The organism is Pseudomonas sp. 58(2021) (assembly GCF_017491585.1).
GTDB lineage: Bacteria > Pseudomonadota > Gammaproteobacteria > Pseudomonadales > Pseudomonadaceae > Aquipseudomonas > Aquipseudomonas fluorescens_BT.
The window spans coordinates 71,231-86,786 of sequence record NZ_JAFGYZ010000003.1 but is presented as its reverse complement, the minus strand read 5'-3'; the positions used below and the strand labels follow the sequence as shown (position 1 = coordinate 86,786).

10 protein-coding genes are annotated in these 15,556 nt (G+C 52.0%); 2 read left to right on the top strand and 8 right to left on the bottom strand.

Annotated features, from left to right (window positions below):
• Window positions 1-31: 31 nt before the first annotated feature.
• The 3 genes from J5M72_RS04155 to J5M72_RS28870 all read right to left on the bottom strand — a co-directional run bounded on the left by J5M72_RS04155 (window position 32) and on the right by J5M72_RS28870 (window position 6,465).
• Window positions 32-1,219, bottom strand: a complete 1,188-nt coding sequence (locus J5M72_RS04155) for an EAL domain-containing protein (protein WP_207864200.1) — start codon at window positions 1,217-1,219, stop codon at window positions 32-34.
• Window positions 1,206-4,028: an ATP-binding protein gene (locus J5M72_RS04150; RefSeq protein WP_207864198.1), complete on the bottom strand. Its 2,823-nt coding sequence runs from the start codon at window positions 4,026-4,028 to the stop codon at window positions 1,206-1,208. Before J5M72_RS04150 ends, J5M72_RS04155 begins: the two co-directional genes overlap by 14 nt.
• A gap of 1,414 nt (window positions 4,029-5,442) precedes the next feature.
• Window positions 5,443-6,465 carry a fimbrial protein gene (locus tag J5M72_RS28870; RefSeq protein WP_243433201.1) on the bottom strand — a complete coding sequence of 341 codons (1,023 nt, stop codon included), beginning with the start codon at window positions 6,463-6,465 and terminating at the stop codon, window positions 5,443-5,445.
• A gap of 767 nt (window positions 6,466-7,232) precedes the next feature.
• On the opposite strand from J5M72_RS28870, the gene J5M72_RS28865 reads away from it, so the two are divergent.
• Complete coding sequence (locus J5M72_RS28865; protein ID WP_243433200.1) at window positions 7,233-7,601, top strand: nuclease-related domain-containing protein; 369 nt, start codon at window positions 7,233-7,235, stop codon at window positions 7,599-7,601.
• Window positions 7,602-8,407: 806 nt separating this feature from the next.
• On the opposite strand, the gene J5M72_RS04135 is transcribed toward J5M72_RS28865, so the two are convergent.
• Window positions 8,408-8,674, bottom strand: a complete 267-nt coding sequence (locus J5M72_RS04135; protein ID WP_207864196.1) for a helix-turn-helix transcriptional regulator — start codon at window positions 8,672-8,674, stop codon at window positions 8,408-8,410.
• Window positions 8,675-8,758: 84 nt separating this feature from the next.
• Between J5M72_RS04135 and J5M72_RS04130 the strand changes: the two genes are divergently transcribed.
• Complete coding sequence (locus J5M72_RS04130; protein WP_207864194.1) at window positions 8,759-9,202, top strand: hypothetical protein; 444 nt, start codon at window positions 8,759-8,761, stop codon at window positions 9,200-9,202.
• A 704-nt stretch (window positions 9,203-9,906) separates the two neighbouring features.
• Here the strand turns inward: J5M72_RS04130 and J5M72_RS04125 are convergent.
• The 4 genes from J5M72_RS04125 to J5M72_RS04110 all read right to left on the bottom strand — a co-directional run bounded on the left by J5M72_RS04125 (window position 9,907) and on the right by J5M72_RS04110 (window position 15,534).
• Window positions 9,907-12,000: a hypothetical protein gene (locus J5M72_RS04125; RefSeq protein ID WP_207864192.1), complete on the bottom strand. Its 2,094-nt coding sequence runs from the start codon at window positions 11,998-12,000 to the stop codon at window positions 9,907-9,909.
• Complete coding sequence (locus J5M72_RS04120) at window positions 11,987-13,507, bottom strand: tyrosine-type recombinase/integrase (RefSeq protein WP_207864190.1); 1,521 nt, start codon at window positions 13,505-13,507, stop codon at window positions 11,987-11,989. The genes J5M72_RS04125 and J5M72_RS04120 overlap by 14 nt, the downstream gene beginning before the upstream one ends.
• Window positions 13,508-13,518: 11 nt before the next feature.
• Window positions 13,519-14,772, bottom strand: coding sequence for a site-specific integrase (locus tag J5M72_RS04115; protein ID WP_207864188.1), 1,254 nt, complete (start codon window positions 14,770-14,772; stop codon window positions 13,519-13,521).
• Window positions 14,773-15,033: 261 nt separating this feature from the next.
• Entirely contained in the window at window positions 15,034-15,534 is a 501-nt protein-coding gene (locus J5M72_RS04110) for a cupin domain-containing protein (protein ID WP_169430441.1), read from the bottom strand.
• Window positions 15,535-15,556 lie beyond the last annotated feature (22 nt).

Sequence of the window (15,556 nt, the reverse complement as noted above, 5' to 3'; positions counted from 1 at the left end):
TCTGATGCAAACAGAATCTGTGCGCTAGGGATCAATCCGCGATAGCCGGACCGTCCTGGATCAACAGTTGCTGAAATTCGGACGACGAGACTGCATGGGAAATAAGGAATCCCTGAACCTGAGTGCAGTTGATTCTTCGCAACACAGCCAGCTCCTGTGCGGTTTCCACGCCTTCGGCCACCACCGTGAGGCCCAACTGGCGCCCAAGCGTGACGAGGCTGGTCAGGGCCTGGGCCAACTCTTCGTTTTCACTGCAACCGTGCACCAGCGCCCGGTCTATCTTCAACTCGGTGAACGGTGTCGATACTAGATTCAAATAGGAACTGTAGCCCTGACCAAAGTCATCTTGCGACAACCCGAAACCCTTCATGCGCAACCGGCATGCACCGGCGTAAAAGTTGCTCATTTCGTCGGGTATCGAACACTCCATCAGTTCAAAACAGATCATCGTCGGGATGCCATGGTGCTTGAGGACAAATTGCAGAATCCGGTCCGCCAGATCCGGACTGTTAAGCAAGTGGGTGGGCAGGTTGATCGACACGGGGATGGCGTAGCCTTGAGCGCTCCACAATTTCTGTGCATTCATCGCTTGCTCGAGAATATGCCACAGCAGTCTCTCCTCCAGGAGAAGCGCCTTGAGCGCCGATAGAAACATACCTGGCAACAGCATGCCATGCTCGGGATGAATCCAGCGCACCAGCGCCTCTGCGGCAACGATTCGGCCGTTCGCCAGCGATTTTTTCGGTTGGAACCAGGCTTGCAGTTCACCGTTGTCCAACGCCGCGAGTATCGCCAGGTGATCAATCTGTGGGCCGGTCAGGGGCAGGGTGGCTTGGCGCCGATTGCCCAACTGCTCAGTTAGATTGCGCAAGGCGCTGCTCTTGACCGGTTTGGAAATCAGACCGATGACGTTGACCCCAAGATTGCGTGCGGCGAGGCTGGCGCTGGTCAGCATGCGTCGAGAGGCGACGCTCATGATCGCCAGCTCCGGCCGTGAACCGGACGCCGCCAGCCCCTGAATGAACTGGACGCCGTCCATTCCCGGCATCAGCAAATCAGTCAGCACCAGATCGAAGTCGCGCCTTTTCAGGCAGTCCAGCGCTGCGCTGCCTTCTTGAGCGAACTCCAGCTCAAAGTCTCCGAGCTCGCTGAACAGATTCTGCAGATACAGTTGCTGGAACGGATGGTCTTCAACGATTAGGATACTAAGTGGTTTCATGAGGCCTTCTTTCGTAAGGCGCCAGTTGTTTGTACAATGCCTGCAGCGTGAAAGGTTTAACCAAGCAATGGTTCATGCCTGCAGCCAGGCACAGAACCTCTTCGCCGCGCATGGCGTTGGCAGTTGCGCCGATGATTGGCACCTTGCACCCCAGACGGCGCAGCTCTCGTGCCAGTTCATAGCCATTTTTGCGCGGCATGTTGACGTCGCTCAGAATCACGTCGAAACGGCCTCTACGCCACATCGCCAATGCCTCCTCGCCATTGCTCGCCAGTTCGGCCGTACACCCCAATTCCTGCAATTGGTCATGCAGGATCAACTGGTTAATCACGTTGTCTTCAGCCACAAGGATGTGCAGATACAACTTCCTCAGCTGTCGTTGCGGGTTGTCATTTTCCGGTTTGATCACCGAAAGCCCTTGAGCCCGGCTGACAGCCTGATGAATGGCCTCCAGGTGGTTGATGTTGACCACCCAGCCTCCGGAGCCCGCCTGGGGTTCATTGTAGCCGTCGCCGGTGCCCATCACCAACGGTCCGGTCCATTGCGGATCCAGGCGTTTTTCGAAGCAACCGGGATGCAACTCAAGCAGCACGCTGTCTGGCGTGGCGGCACCGCGTGAAGGGCGATCGAGTTGCGGGCGTGCGCCCCATCGGCGTAACCAGCCACTCATGGCTTCCGCCAGTTCGCGAATCGGGGAAACCACAAACACCACTGTTGGCAGCAAAGCCGTGAAACTGCTGGGTAATGGGCGGGGGGAAGGCTGTTCCAGAGAAAGATTCAGCGAGAAACTGCTGCCCAGCCCGGGTTCGCTGACCACGCGAATACTGCCGTTCATCAAGTGTGTCAGGCGCTGGCAGATGGGCAGACCGAGGCCGGTGCCTGCTATCACGTTGGTGTGGCCGCGAGTCTGGTAGAAGGGTTCGAAAATGCGCGCCTGGTCTTCCTGAGAGATGCCCTTACCGGTGTCCGAGACTTGCCAGAACAGGTTCACACGCTCGCCGTCGCGGCCAATCAGACTCACGCGCAGGACGATGCGCCCGGCGTCGGTGAATTTGACGGCGTTGCTCAGCAGATTGTAGAGAATCTGACGGATGCGCGACGCGTCGCCGATGACTCGCTCCGGCAACTTCGGATCGATCACCGCGTACAGGTCGAGGCCCTTGCCATGAGCGGCGGCAGCGTAGCCCTGAAGCACCTCGTGAACCAGCTCAAGTACACTGAACTCTGTTTGTTCGAGCGCGAGTTGCCCAGCCTCGATCTTCGACACATCAAGCACATCACAGATCAATTGTAATAACGTCGCAGAAGACCCTTGGATGGTGCGCAAGTAGTCGGTTTGTTGCGCATCCAATTCGGTCCGCGCCAGCAACTCCAGAGTGCCCAGTACGCCATACAAAGGTGTTCGGATTTCATGGCTCATGGTCGCTAGAAACAGGGTTTTCGCGTCGTTCGCGGCATCAGCTAGTTGCCGCGCCTGATCCAGCGCATCCTCAATTTGAGTGCGCGTGCTGATGTCGCTGAAGGCGCACAGCAAGACGTCTTCGCCCTTGTAACGGGTGGGCGCGCAGCTCAGGTACAGGTGGCGGCCGTCGGCGGCTTCGAAATAGTCGGTGACTTGCGGGTTCGTCTCATCGAATGCCTTGTAGATCCAGATCGGACTAAGGCGCTCACGCTCACCGCTCTGGCCCAGCCATTGCTGCGCTAAAGTATTTTCCAATACCACCTGGCCGTTGGCGCGTCGCAGCACACATAGCGCAACCGGTGCGGTCTGGATCACGTCGCTGCTGAACAGTTCGCTTTCGACAAGCGCCTGGATACGACTGATGGTCGGCGTGATAAAGCGGTCCTCCAGGCGGCGAACCACGATCCATACCAGGCTGATGCTGAACAGGCTGAACAGCAGGGTGCCGCACAGTCGCGGCCATAGCGCTATGAGCACATCGCGCAGATCGATGGAGTAGACTAACTGCCAGTCGGATGACTTGAGCTGTTTGCGCATCACCATATTATCGGGCAGCCAGTTTTTTCCGACAAAGCCAAAGAAATTCTGCCGCTGCATTTGCATCAGATTTTTGCGAATCTGGGCAGGTTGACTGTTGCTGAACACAAGCATTCCGTCGGGATCGAACATCATGAATTGACCGGCGCTTTGATCATCCAGTGCGTTGGAAACCTCGCGACCATCCATTTCAAGCCCCAACCATCCGGAATCGAGATCCCTCGCATCTAGCCGAATGAAGATGTAGAGTTGCGAATGACTGGACGATTGATTGGTCAGCCACAACTCATCCATTGCGTTGGTATTGTCGCTTTTCAACGCCTGCAAGCGATCGAGCATCGCCCGGGGGAAATCTCCAACCTCGGGTGTGGCGGTATAAAGCCTTTTCACCTGAAGGTCGTTGCCACTACCGACGTACAGTAAGTTCACCTGCTTGCTGGTCAGGTACTGCCGGATCCGCTCGGTTAGCCAGATGCTCCATTGCTTGCCGCGCGCGGTGCCCAGCAATAAATGGATTTCTTCCGATGAAACTTGCGGTTTTTGCCCTTTGGGATTGCGAATGGCCGACAGACTCAAACTTTCAAGCAGCGCTTCGCGAGTGGTGAAAAACGTGTGAGCTTCGGCGATCGCACTGCTCATGTGGCTGCGTCTGCGCGAAACCTCGGCGTTAAACGTCAACAGCAGGAAACTGTAAACACCGCTGAGGATGCCGATGAGCAAAACCATGCCAAAAATACGCAATAAGCGTCGGGCGGCGTTTGGCGTGGAGAGGAGGGGGGTGATCTGGTGAAGGTAGTTCTTCAATTTCATCCGGCTACCCTAGCGAGGGACGTGCCGGACCAAAATCAGACGATTCTTAAAGCGTGCAGCACCAGCTACTGATAGATCATGGAACTCATTCTCGTATTCGCAGAGCCTGCTCTAAGTTTGCCGAAGGTTTATACATATGCAGCAGAAAAATTAAGTTCTGTGGTTTCGCCCCGAAGCAGCGATCAACTTGAAAGGATCCAACAAGTTAAACTATGCGATTGCGAAGACTTGGCGTTACCCATGAGCCGAGCAGGCCGGCGGAAATCATGGAGGCCGAATTCGATCTCACTGTTTTGATGAAAAACAACCTTTATGGGTTCATCAGGGACATGCACGTCTTTCTTAATATTAATCGCGCTTACTGCGCCGGTTACTGTATAAAAAGCGCTTTTCCTTCTGTTCTCAGTCTCAAATCTAGTCCTGTACCTTTTATACAAAATACTGAGTCTGCGGCGGGTTGCGGCCTAATACAAAGCCAGAAGTCTCCAGATTATCGCTTGCAGGCGAGATAGGTTTATTAAACACTGGTTTCGACGCGAGCCTTACCATCGCCTGCTTGCCCTGCGTCATCAATGTAGCAACTTGCCACCCTATCAGTCATATGGCTAAGCAGCGCTAATGCTGCCAGAGGGAGTGACTTTTTCACGTCATATGTCCAGTCGATTCACGCTCAAAGTTTGCAGGACAGGAGGTGCCCTAAATAAGACGATACCTACTTTCGTCACCAGTGTGGCGGGAACCAGCCCCGGCCTCGAAGAGGCGGTTTCTTGAGTTTACTAAGTACTCATCCGATTCAAGGCGCTCGCGCCCGCCAATTCTATCGGTCCGAGATTTGACCAAGGGCCGGCCCAATCAGCGGGCGGATTCAGACAGAACTTCGTAAATTGCTCACCGGCGGCGTGCTTTGTACATCAGGAGAAGTGGAAAGTATTTAAGTACCAACCCATGACGATTGAGCCCAACAAATTGTCGAAGCTACGGCGTCGCGGAATTCTGTCGGATCGAGAGCTCAACTCCTGAGGGTAAACCGCTAAAGGAACTTGGAATAGACGTGTGCCCTCGTCCAGGGGGGGGCGGCGCCTGCAGGAAGAAATGAAAGGCGTCGGACTATCGAAGAAAGAGAAGATGAGATGGCTGCCCTTGCCAGAGCTCATATTCTAACGTGCGGAGACTTCCTGCTAGTGCAGGACGTAGCTAACCATCTGGGTATTTACGTTGAGTTCCTGAGTCCTGCACTCAGGGAGTAGGAGTCGGGCCCACCGATTTTTCTCCATCGATCACTATGGCTGATGACCGAGCGCAAGTGGGCTGGCGCGTGAGGCGCACTATACTTCGTTCGTTAAGCAGGCTGAACAGCAGTTAGTGTCCTGACTGTTCGCTGCGCGAACGTTCTGCGAGTCCAGTGAACTCGGACTCATAGATAACTCATAACGAACGACACCTCGCTATTAGCCGTTCCAGGTGTTACGCCCCAATCGTCCGTGCCTCCGTTACTCGCTGGGGTTGTTCTATAATATCGTGCGCTCAGTGGTATCCGGAAACTTCCTCCTGTGGTGGAGTAGTCGTTAAATACATAAGGCTTGTTAAGTTCCAAAGGGTTTTGATCACTGTCCAGTAGTTGTAACGCTATGCCTTTTGCAGTAGAGCTGCTATTCAACTCTAAGATTCCTAGGGCGGCGTTCCAGGCTGGAGTGGTTGGGCTTGGAGTTAAAGTGTACATGACCTTTTCTATACCGCTTTGGCAATTGTTAAGCAGAATGTTGAAGGGTGTCGCTTTAGAAGTGTCGCCGAGTTGAGAAAAAATGCCAAGATCGTATTGCCCCATTTCGACTTGAATGTCTGGAGATTCGCAAGACTGAGCTACGAACCTCAACTCGTTGTTAGTTTTCAAGCTGATCGGATAAATTGTGCCTATTTTAAGGTTTCCGATTTCCCCAGCAGGAATTGTGGCGTTGCTTTTTAGTGTTCCTGTTTTCAGGATGCGAAGCACATGTCGCGTATCTTTGAACGAATAGACCCCATTCAGTGGTCTTTCTCCTCCATCGCCGGCTCTTGGTTTGTCGTCATATATCCATTGCCATGAGATCCCCGTATCACCGATCGGGAATATTGTGCTCGTGGCGGAGTCTGTTCCAAGCTTGTTTTTTACACCCCATTTTGTATACGTAGTGCAAGTGAATGAAGGTCCTGTAGCAGTGACAGCTACTGACTCATAAAGGACAGTATTGTCTGGTGTGTCTCGAGGGAAAGATAAAGTCGGGGGCACGCTTACCGTTAGTGTGAGTGCAGTGTGCCCTGCGTCAATGCTGCAAGCCGCGAGCGCATTAATACTGGCACTTTGAAATATAAAAGTTACCAAAAAAATCCTTGCGCCAACGGCAAAATCTATTTTTGATGTTAGTGATTTGTGCTGGTGGCGACATTTCTTTAGTGTCATTGTATGTATGGTCTCTTCCAGTTGTAATCAGGACGTTCCATTGTAGTGATGCTCGTTAAAATAATCGTTTTCTATATCACGCTGTGAATCCGTACCGCAGCCAGACAGCCTGGTGAGTATACTTGCTATAATGCATATCTTTGAGTTGCGTCGCTCGATTTCGTGATTGTTTGATTTATAGTCTGCTTTAAATTCTGCACGATCCCTGCTCGGCAAAAATGAATTGACGATATAAATTAAGTGAATGGCCGTCGGAAGATTAATCAGACGATTCTGATAACTCGACAGAGCTTAATTGTCACGCGAATCGACAGCGGTTGCTCTCAGTCGGAGATGAGCAGATAGCGGTACAGAAATTTCATCGGTTTGCCTCACGCAGTGGGCGTCGTTCACTCTGGATTTAGCGCTCATAGACCTTATATAACTGTGCGGAGATACCTACGGTCCGTCCGTGCGTTTCAGTGCAGGCTCTTAAGAGCGCGGGTCACCTGGCTCCAAATCGCTAAATCCCCCGATATTTTATTTCTATAGGCCACCATTTCCCTTAACGTATGGCAGATTGACTCCATTGTGAAAAGTCGCGGGGATTACATGGACGTACGCTATTGGGAAGGAGGTCTCCTTTCGGTTGAGATCGACGCCATCCACAAGATGGCCAAAGCATTTGGGCCCAAAGAGCTTCCTCCGGAACCTGGATCAGGCCCGACGAAAGGAAAGTCGTTTGACCTTCTGCAACAATTGAAGAAACCTGAGGCAGGCTACGGCGTATGGCCTTGGCGCGGCTACGCAGGCTTTCGTTTTGCGAACTCGCGGGACTCAGATGGGAGTTCGATCTTGTCATCGTCACCCATAGCCTCATTCTTGTAGTCGAGCTTAAGCACTGGCGCGGCGAGATCACCAGTCACGGAGGTAAAAGGCACCAAGACGGGAAGGAAACAGAAGTATCGCCGGTAGACAAAACCCGTCGGAAAACCTTTGAGCTGAGAAAACGAATCAAGAGCCTAAAGTCTCGGCTGCCTAACGGGAAAGAGCCCTGGATCGACTTCTGCATTGTGCTCACCGGCAAATGCACCCGCGGCAGAAGGTGCGAAGGGACTGCTTCAGGAGCAGCTGGCAATTGCCAGGAAAAAGGCTGAATGTGCCAGCGCGGAAGTCACCCAGCTAAACGCGACCTAGACAGAGCTCAGCCAACAACTCGCGGTGGCCATGAAGACTTGGAGCCCGACAGATGCGACGAACAAGATAATGGCGATCCTGGGAAAGATATGTGACTGGATTAAAACTGGCTGGAAGTGGCTAGCCTCTCAAGGCATCGTCGTGATGTCAGGATCCTTCTTACTACGCAGACAATCCCCCCAAGCACGATACTTTAGACGGCGAGCACCGTCTCTTCGCAGCTCGTCGGTCAGATGCGGAGAACGCTCATCAAACATGCATCCCTGATGGATAATGCCCGCAACCCCCTCGACAAAAATCAAACATTATTAAGACTATTTTGGTGAAAAATGGCGCTACAAAAGTACAAATTAGCCGTAAATGCTAGGCACCTAGTTTTATGCACAATTATGCTAAAACTCATAATTTGATTCGTAGCAAGCTTGGACAGAAAAACCATGTGTCCAGGCGGCTAGTGATACTGTGCGGAAGCAACAGACTCTCAACACTCTAGGCCTCGGGTTGACTCTGCCGGTCTTGTCTATGTGGCCAAATCCTCATCCTGTTGCCAATTTCCTTTGCCCAGAGGTTCACGGCTATCCGTAATTTTGACCTCGTTGGATGCTCCGAAAAATCTTCAGGGTTTTCAAGGAGAGGGTGTGACGTGGGATAAACAAGTAGTAAGCCCTAGCTCCGAATTCTCAGCACCATAATTTATATCTCGCCCATGCCCTAGACTGAGTGAGTCGACGAAGCTGAGCGAGATCTCAAAAAGGAAGCTGCTTACTCATTGGAGTTCTTGAAGCTCTTGCGTAACGCGTTTCAAGAGATCAGTCAGGTCACCACCGTCAACAAGATAACTACGGGCGAATAACGTGACTGGGTGAATTCCCAAGACGCTGGCTAACTCATCAACTTTTTCTATAGATGGGCTTTTCCGGCCATTTTCAACCTCGCTGACATAGGCCTGACTAGGGGCGAGAGCTTCCTGTGCCAAACCTTTTTCTAAACGCGCCTGGCGTAGGGCTACCCCAAATGCTTCCTTCAGTTCCATTTGCCTGACTCGCAAAAGGAATGATGAAGCCCGTCGCGTCCGAAATTAACTATACTCGATAGCGATATTTTCGGAGAGCAGCAGATGTTTCGAACCTATGAGTGGGCGGAAGTGCCGTTAGTCCCTTTGCTGGGTGAGACCTTTCGCACATGGATGTGTGTCGAGTACGACGTGAGTCTTGGCTGGTTTAACGTGCTGGTTGAGGAGCGAAATGGGAAACGACGTTTCCCTTTAATCCTCATGGTCGTCGGTGAACGGGCTCTATGCTCGTTACTCGCACAGCAATCGAAAACGTTCGTGGTTCGAAGTGTCCAATTCCTCAGCTCGGGAGAAACCAATCAGTCCGGACGCCAACGGATGGAGCCATTGCTTAAGATTGAATTGCTATGTCAAGACGGTCTGGAAGGATTGGTGTATGAGGTCGAGCATGGCACGACCTATTTTGTCGGCGATGCCAAATTGCTTCCGTTTCATGGAACTTATCGTGAGGTTCTATTCGATAAGTCAATGTGCCTAGGCAGCCCCTAAGTCGATGAGCCCCCGTGTGTTGATTGCAGTAGGCGATTCTTGATGAGCAGGCTCAAATCAATTAACAAAAGCAAGTCTGGAAAACATCTATCGGAAAATGCTGCGGCGACGATTGATACGTGCGCACCGAGTCGTACGCCTAGCGAATCATACTAAATGCTCGCCAGTCTGCGGCACAGGCCTGGTCGAGAGGCGGATGAGCCTGTTGGCTAAGTTTTGGCGGGCATTTGCGCTTCACTTAGGAGTTGGCAATTGATTGGTCAGTCAAAGCATGATTGAGCTGCTCACGTACGTTTTTGCCTAACGTCTGCGTAAGGGCGCTAATACTTCTTCCACATCAAGCCTCTTCATCAAGCAGTTGTCCGAAATCACTGACAGTGCTTCGAACAACCGATCTCGCTGCCGGACCAAGTCAGCATTCTCTGCCTTTAAGTGAGCTATGCGCTCCTCAAGACTTCTACGACGTCGTTCAGTGTCGGGATCTTTTCCACTTTCCCTAAGCTGCGCGACACGGGCAGTTTCTATCCGTCGGCCGCGCTCGCCACCCAAGGTCGCTCGGCTAGTCAAACCCAGGCGCTGTTGCACCTCAGGCCTCGAAATAGGCGCACGTTCCCACCCCAAGCTGATCATCTGGGCGAGGAGGGTATCTATCGCTTCATCCAGGGCTGCGCCCCTTAACAATTGTCGGTGTACCATAGTTCTCTCTACTCATCCGATACCGAGCTGCGTCGCCTGCTCGTTTCAGAAATGGTTACCGGATGCCCGTTAGGAAATACCTGATGTGGGCCAACTCCAGCGCCGCGAGAAAGAGCGGCCTGCAGATTGTTGAGTTTGTGTTCTTGATCAGCCAGCCATATATCACTCCCTGCTTCGCCGGCCCCTGCATCCCGCATGATCAAGATGGCATCCGCCAAGCGCGTGGCTTGCTCCTGTAGATTCTTCCGTTCAGAGGGGGTGCCCAGTAAATGCAGGTGCGAACATTCATTCCAGCATTGCAGATGCTTAGGGCAGGGTGCCTGTGAGAAGTCATGTACACAGCTGCCAAAGGGCGTGACATGCAGCGCGGTGGAATGCACAACGAGAAACGCTTCTGCTGTTGTTGAACCCTTGAGCTGCAGGAGTGCGTGGTAACTGTCGGTTAACGAGCCCTGTATTGAACCCTTTCTAATGCCCTCATGAAGAAAATCAATACGTTCGCGATGACTGTTGAACGCCAGGAACCCGTGATGGGAGGCGGTGTCTTCTTCGATACTGGTGTGCTGATAATACTTATTTTGTTCAAGGTGCTTTCGGCCTAGGGCCAGTGCTTGTTGAACATCGCTCATACCCGCCAGGTGGTAAATGGTGTTCCGCCAATGTCGAGGTTGATGGCTGGTTATACGAATCGGGCTTCCATCGGCCTCGAAAAACGATCGGCGGGAAAAAATAGAGGGGTATCTTGGATCTGCGCCCAGCGCTCGGTTAATATCTTGCAAGTTAACCCGTCGCGGGATTGCACGAAATACATTTTCCTCACGTCCGCCGCAACGAAATTGGCCTTCAAAGGCAATGGCCAATGTTTCGCTCGTTCTAAGTATTATGTGAATTCCGTGGGAATCCGCTTCTGCCAGTGCCACATGGTCACCGAGTTTAGGGGCAATGAGTGTCTCAATCTCTCGCGCTGAGTAACTGCGATATTCTTCATCTTTTTCATCCGACCAACCAAGGGAGTACACACCGTTGCGATTTAAGTAAAGTTCCAGATTTCTGAAGTTACTAAATCCCAACCACTTTATAATCTCATCTTCTGTCAAAATGGTACTTGGCGAGTACTCCCAAATGCGGCCTGGGTTTTTTTCTTGCCACTGCGCTATTTTCCGCTGCTCCAACGTTAAAACTTTTAACCGTTCAACAGCACGTCTCGCGAAAGGCATGTCGCTTTCTGCGAGCCAATGCACACGAGATTGAAATTGCTTCTCCGCAAAATACCTAATTCCGCACTCGACCAGAGGCTTGCTATTGGCATCTACAACCACCTCTCCTTTCGCTCCTTTGATCGGCCTTTCGACCCAACAGTCATAGGGAATGACTGCTACCTCATTACCCCGCTGCCCAGTCGCAATTAATAAATCTATTACGCGCAGTAAGATTTCTTCGCCCTCACTAAGTGGATTGTTTGAACATATGGCATAGGCTTCCATTGCCTCGCGAGTGGGCAACCTTTCATCAGACTTACGTTGTTTTACCGCACGATCAGGATCGTGCAATGAAATGTAATCGTGTCGGCGTTTTTCTGGTTTCGCGTCATGCTCAAAGTGTATAGCGATCTCAGTTAGCTGAAGATTATCAATCGTATCCGCGATCACCTGAAGGTGAGAGGTTGCGTCGTAAAGGTTCTTGTAACCACTTTCGCGGAGAAATGCCACGACGCGGTCGAAATCGTCCCGCGTCAACAGGGTGGGGTCGGATACGCCGCGTTCAAACAACGGGTTGTACAGCCGCCGGGCCGCAATATTGTAGGCTGCCGCCATGGAAAACTTCAGATCTCGGGAGCGCTGCAGATGTATGACTAAGGCTTTGCAAAAATCCTGAAAATCTAATGGAAGGGGCGCTTTAGGAGGAGCAGGGTAACCGTTTTTCTCAAGCGATTGCCGGTGTGTTTCGAAAGTAATAGTTTCTTGTTTTCCTCGCTGGGGTAACCAGCGGTCGACCGCCCACAGTGGTGCCTCCCAAGAGGTTTTTATCGGCAACAATTGGAAAATAGACTTTTCCTGGTTGATGAAGTCTTCAAGATTCTGCTTCACCCTAGACAGCGTCATCTGCGCCATCCTTCTGGTGCTGCTGGCAGCGCTCGATGGTAGCGCTTACTGCCAGGATGGTGGCCTGATGTTGGGCTAACGGTCGATTGTGACTAAGATCACCAGCATGTTCTGCCGTATCAATAAACCGTTGAGTTTCGCGTTGTAGCGCTTCCCGTACTTGCTCATGACGGCCATCAGCAAAAGGGTGAAACTTCTTACAGGTGTAGCAGGCATACACAGGGTTATAGGGGCAGTGGGTGTGGATGGGGAGAGCACAGGCACCGATATCCCCGATGTACTGTGTGTCTATGACACCACGAACTTCTCTTTCAGGTGTGGTATCGCGGCGTTGCACAACTTCTCCGGTTAGGAGGCTGCGCATGATGCGTTGAAAGGCAGGGCTCTTGCCAAGTGCTTTCTCTTTGATCCGGGCGATATTGGGCGTTGCCGTGACATAGGCTTGTGCCGGAACCGTGCTGTTATGCCCGAGTAGTTCGGCGATCACGTCTGCCGGCGATCCTTGATCTGCCAACCCTTGGCCAAGGTGATGACGCAGCAGCATGGTGACCTGATTTGGTTTGTCTATCCCGGCTTCACGCAGTTCGTATTTTAGATCCGCACCGATTTCGATGACAGATAGGCGACCTCCAGTACGACTGACAAACATTGGTTCGCAGCCATTACCAAATCGACGCTGTATTTCCGAAACATGCTGTTTGATTTTATCACCCAACCGAGCGGTTATTTTCCGTGGCCGCCGTTCAGGTCGGCGTTGGCCGACCTTTTTGGCCATGGGCAGCCACAGGGTGTAGTACTTCTCACGGCCATCGGTTTCGATTACTTCGAAGTCGGCGACGTCCAGCGAATGGAATTGAATCGAGCGTGGCCCCAATTCGAAACTCAGGTGTAGCATTATATTGAGCTGGACTTCACTCCAGTCATCCCTCGGAATATCGCGATCAATACGCTTCAACAATCGAATTTCCTCATCAAGGTCTAGACCAGACTGAGAAAGAAAAATTCGCTGATATGGATCAACTCGACCTGATTTTGTGTTTTTAACTATAAGATAGGTGTTTTTATCAAAACCACTGATGCCTCTACCAACTCCCCAGCGATAAAGTCTGCGGAACCCAATTAAATTTTGCCTAGATTGTTTGAAGCCATTTAATTCCGCAATTAAATTCTGGCAATCCCAAGGAAAGTAACGGGCAAGATCAGTGCTTGATAAATAGACAAGTGTTCTTGCAAACATGAATGCTGTTTGGGGAGCATATTTTTCTAACGCATATGCCATAAATCCTTTGGCTATTTCATTGAACTCTGGAGTTAAGTCAAGCGCGGCCCAGTCAATTTTCAGTACAACCCCACCGTCGTACCACGTCCACACCGGCAGCCGGGTATCAACGTACCGTGGCTGGTCATCGGTGCGAGTTCGAATCGCAACCTGAGCAGGGCCCTCGAACACGTAGGCCGGAAAAGAGGAGGAGGGTGGAGCGTGTTCTTGATCGGCTGATTTGGTCACGGCGAACCTCCTTAACTGTCAAGTCGGCCCCAGGCTGCCGAGGTACGTTGAGCATTGTGGCGATTGGCCGACTCAGCAAGATAACGACGTGCATAACGGCGGGGCATAGCTGAGGTATCAGACCAGCCGCAGACTTGTCGGAGTTCATCCATCGCCCGCTCTAGGTCAAACCCTCGTTTCTCGACCAGATAGGCCAAGAAGCGATCGGCAAAGGTGTGGCGAAAGTCATGCGCGGAAAGTGTAGGCAACAACCCCGGATGAGCCAGTTCAATAGTCAGAAACAGCCGATCAAGGACGTTTGACAATGCGCGAATCGACAGCGGGCGACCTCGATCCGAGATGAACAAATAGCGGTACGGCAATTTCATGGGTTTGCCGTTACGCAGAGGGCGGCGTTCGGCCTGGATATAGCGCTCGTAGACCTCATACAACTGAGCGGAAATACCTACGGTCCGTCCGTGGGTTTTCAGCGCAGGTTCTTCAGCGCGCGGATCACTTACGTCATGTTCGCGGTCATTGACGCTGAGATAAGCATGCTGAGAACCCTGATTGATATCCGTGGTGTAGAGCTTGAGAAGCTCTCCGCGGCGGATACCGGTCTCCAGCAATAATTCGATCATTAGCCAATTGCGCAGCTGCAGCCTTTCAGGGAACGGATTGTCCGGAGCGCCGGGGCGAATCAGTGCATGAATGATCTGTTGTTGCGTATCCGTCAGGCTGCGGTAACGAGTGCGGTCTGGCCGAGCATTGATGATATGGCTTTCAAAGCGTCGTTCAATCAAATCGACGACGTCTACAAATACCACCTCGATGTGAGCCAGAGTGGCTGAGTTTCGGCGAGCGCGCGGGATGTATCGCGTGGCACACCAAGACAGGTACTGTTGCAACAGCCGCAGGTACTGGTCACGTATGCCTAGCTCGATCCGCGGAAAAGGTGCCGTTGTAGCTTTGCCAATTCGGGCGGCCAGATTATCGGCCTGACGACCGCTTTGAAGCCAAATGGCGTAACCGTCCAGTAACGCCAGAATCGCCTCAAAGTGGCAGGCCAAGATGGCCTCATCGATATCCAGGTCTCGGCTTTCGGCATAGGTGTAGAAAGCCTGGATCGCCCGCAGATGCGCCGCCGCGGTGTTGTAAGCGAGGTGCTTGAGTTTGAGTTGGACGTAGATGAACGGCACAAGCATGGGCAACGGCGCTGCATAACCGGTCTGAACGAGCAGCGGTATACGCTGACCTGAAGAGAAACGGCACTGAATCAGCTTCATCGGTAGTCACCTCATTCAATGACTCGCCATGAACACGAAGTACATGGCCCGTTGACAGAGTAGAAATCAGAAGCTGATTTGTCGAATCAAGGCTTTAGGACGCTCATGAACATTTCTAACATAGCCCCTCGTTTAACATAATATACATTACACGTAACAAAATATTACGCGACCAGCCCGGTTGCACACACGATTTCAATCTGCAGCAACGCCCCAAGGCTATGGATGCCTGATGATCTCGTTATTTCAAATGTACGGATCTCAATCCTCGTCACGCGTCAGCTTTTCAATCAGCGCCCGGTGTTGTGGATATTGGGCCATAAGCTTCTGTCGATTTCCCATTTCCATGTCCGCGAAATCAAACCCTGGTGAGACGGCTTCGCTGATCAAACCAAAGCCATTCGAGCCGTTCAGCAGTCTGGAGGCTTTCCAGATTCCGCCCGGTACGTGCAGTTGCAAATGATGTCCTGCCAGAACATCGCTGCCCATCACCAACGTCTGCAACGAACCGTCAGCATGAATCAGGCTGTACTCGATGGCGTCGCCCAGATGGAAAAAATGCAGGATGTCCGACTGGTTGAAATGAAACTGGCCGACCGGTGAGTCTTCGGTCAACAGGTAATAAATGGACGTCATCAAATAACGTGGACCGCTCCGGGTTTCGAGCATGTCTCGATGATCTGCCTGAAATGTCCTGCGGAAATAGCCGCCCTCGACGTGAGCTTCGAGGTCCAGGACGGAAATCACGTCTTTGGCGTTCATTTGATGACCTTCTCCATTGACT

Excerpts from the sequence above, each read along its gene's own strand:
- J5M72_RS04110 (WP_169430441.1), bottom strand. The coding sequence starts at position 15,534 with ATGAACGCCAAAGACGTGATTTCCGTCCTGGACCTCGAAGCTCACGTC.
- J5M72_RS04130 (WP_207864194.1), top strand. The coding sequence starts at position 8,759 with ATGTTTCGAACCTATGAGTGGGCGGAAGTGCCGTTAGTCCCTTTGCTG.
- J5M72_RS04155 (WP_207864200.1), bottom strand. The coding sequence starts at position 1,219 with ATGAAACCACTTAGTATCCTAATCGTTGAAGACCATCCGTTCCAGCAA.
- J5M72_RS04115 (WP_207864188.1), bottom strand. The coding sequence starts at position 14,772 with ATGAAGCTGATTCAGTGCCGTTTCTCTTCAGGTCAGCGTATACCGCTG.
- J5M72_RS04125 (WP_207864192.1), bottom strand. The coding sequence starts at position 12,000 with ATGACGCTGTCTAGGGTGAAGCAGAATCTTGAAGACTTCATCAACCAG.
- J5M72_RS28870 (WP_243433201.1), bottom strand. The coding sequence starts at position 6,465 with ATGACACTAAAGAAATGTCGCCACCAGCACAAATCACTAACATCAAAA.
- J5M72_RS04150 (WP_207864198.1), bottom strand. The coding sequence starts at position 4,028 with ATGAAATTGAAGAACTACCTTCACCAGATCACCCCCCTCCTCTCCACG.
- J5M72_RS28865 (WP_243433200.1), top strand. The coding sequence starts at position 7,233 with ATGGCCTTGGCGCGGCTACGCAGGCTTTCGTTTTGCGAACTCGCGGGA.
- J5M72_RS04135 (WP_207864196.1), bottom strand. The coding sequence starts at position 8,674 with ATGGAACTGAAGGAAGCATTTGGGGTAGCCCTACGCCAGGCGCGTTTA.